Here is a 2,143-nt window from a genome sequence, read left to right as displayed (position 1 = left end):
ATCGAGCGGTAAGCGGCGTAGGCCATTCCAACTGCCTTCACCAGGATCGTGATTCCGTGCGTGAATGCTAAGACCAGGGCCGGCGGAATGATCGCAATGGCCGCTGCAATAGCCGGTGCGAGTGGGATGAACCCGAGGTCTCCCCCACCACCGATGAACTCCCGTGCGGCAATTGCTGCGTGATAGGCGTGGTACGCGTTTCCGAGGATGCTGATCACGACAACGCTGACGGCGAGTGCGATGTAGAAGCCTCGGTCGCGCTTGTTCATGTTGAGCTTGCTGATGATGACGATGGCGATGGTGGCGCCGAGGATTGCGCTGTCCACGATCGCAGGGAAAATCCAGGTCAGGTGTTCTGGGATCAGAGCTTGCCTGGCGAGGTCTCGTTGCACGGCGAAGGAAAGTACGAATGCGCCGGTGGTGATACCGAGTGCAATGACAATCGCGAGTGCGAGTGCGGCGAGCAATGCGCCTAGCTGAATACGAGCTGCCCGGAGGCTAAAGTCGGTCATGACTGGGTTCTTTCCTAATTGGTGTGTAGAAGCACGGACCGACGGGCAACAACGCTCACGCTGGTCTGCTGTTTCTGCGGGTGCACTGCCAGGCGGACTCCAGGGTTTTCCCGGCGCATGCGACGCCTTCTGGAAGAGAGGCAGCGCCGGGCAGTGCACCATTCGGCGTGGTGAAATGTCGTGGTACGAGCCCGCCGCAGGGATGATCTCTTCTTCTGTGTTCCCGAGCCGTGAGCTCTTCGGCAGATCGAGCGCCCTGCGGTGCGCTGGTGTCACGAACGGCTGGTGAGATGACGGACCGTCGAGTCCTGCAATTAGGTCGCCGCGTGCACCACACGGGTTCGCAACCTGCACATCGACATTGGGAGGCGCGGTGGGACTGTACTGCGGAATCGATTGGGCCGAAAACCATCACGACTTCGCAATCCTCAACGACCTGGGCGAAGTCGTGAGCCGGGGACGAGTCGACAACGACGCCGCCGGGTTCGCCCGACTGCTCGAGGCATTCGCCGAAGCCGGCGACACCGCCGAAGATCCGATCCCAGTCGGGATCGAAACCGATCACGGCCTGTGGGTTGCCGGACTGCGCGCGAGTGGCCGGGTGATCTACCCGATCAATCCGCTCGCGGCCTCCCGGTACCGGTCCCGGCATTCGGTCTCCGGATCGAAATCCGATTCCGCCGACGCGGTCATGCTGGCGAATATCGTGCGCACCGACGCCGTCGCGCACCGTCCGTTGCCGGCGGATACCGACAGCGCTCTGGCCATTCGGGTTCTTGCCCGCGCCCAGCAGGACGCCGTCTGGTCTCGGCAACGCTTCGGCAACGAGATCCGCTCGCTGCTCAAGGAATATTTCCCGGCAGCGTTGACCGCGTTTCAGTCGCTCGAAGACGGGCTGACCCGCCCTGATGCCCGAAGCGTGCTCGCTGCAGCTCCGACTCCGACCGCAGCTGCCGCCCTGACCCGGCCCCAACTCAAAGCAGCACTCAAAAGAGCCGGACGTTCCCGATTCCTCGACCGAGACGTCGAACGACTGCGGGCCATCATGCGCGCCCCGGCGCTTCGCCAGCCACCGCAGATCGAAGCAGCGATGGGAATCAGCCTGATGACCCTGTTGCGGCAGTTCGACGCCGCCTGCACAGCCGCCGAGACCCTCGCCGCGCACGTGAGCGTGCTCTTCTCCGAGCACCCGGATGCGAAGATCATCACCAGCTTTCCCGGTCTGGGGCCGCTCGCAGGTGCTCGCGTGCTCGCCGAGATCGGTGACGACCGAAACAGGTTCGCGACCGCGCGCGGCCTCAAGGCCTACGCCGGTGCTGCCCCGATCACCCGCGCCAGCGGGAAGAAAACCTTCGTCCTGCACCGGCACGTCAAGAACCGGCGACTGGCAGCAGCGGGAACGATCTGGGCGTTCAGCGCCCTGCAAGCGTCCCCCGGCGCCCGACGACATTTCGACGCTCGCCGCGCCGGCGGAGACTGGAACCACCAAGCCCAACGACACCTGTTCAACCGATTCCTCGGCCAACTCCACCACTGCCTTACCACCCGCGAATTCTTCGACGAACTGCACGCATTTCCACCTCCCCTCCCGATCGCGGCTTGACTCCTACACCCCGTGAGATGTCTTCCAG

Annotated in this window: 2 protein-coding genes; one reads left to right on the top strand and one right to left on the bottom strand. The window is 63.7% G+C overall.

The window, feature by feature from the left end; genetic code table 11:
- The coding region (locus AO065_RS00055; RefSeq protein ID WP_155737740.1) for a DUF2637 domain-containing protein at positions 1 to 512 on the bottom strand (512 nt) is incomplete at its 3' end.
- A 373-nt stretch (positions 513 to 885) separates the two neighbouring features.
- Between AO065_RS00055 and AO065_RS00050 the strand changes: the two genes are divergently transcribed.
- Complete coding sequence (locus tag AO065_RS00050; protein ID WP_044480144.1) at positions 886 to 2,115, top strand: IS110 family RNA-guided transposase; 1,230 nt, start codon at positions 886 to 888, stop codon at positions 2,113 to 2,115.
- The last annotated feature ends 28 nt before the right edge of the window (positions 2,116 to 2,143 follow it).

The organism is Pseudomonas viridiflava, assembly GCF_001642795.1.
Taxonomy (GTDB): Bacteria; Pseudomonadota; Gammaproteobacteria; order Pseudomonadales; family Pseudomonadaceae; genus Aquipseudomonas; species Aquipseudomonas viridiflava.
The sequence above is the reverse complement of the archived record's forward strand: the minus strand, read 5'-3'. Positions and strand labels throughout refer to the sequence as shown.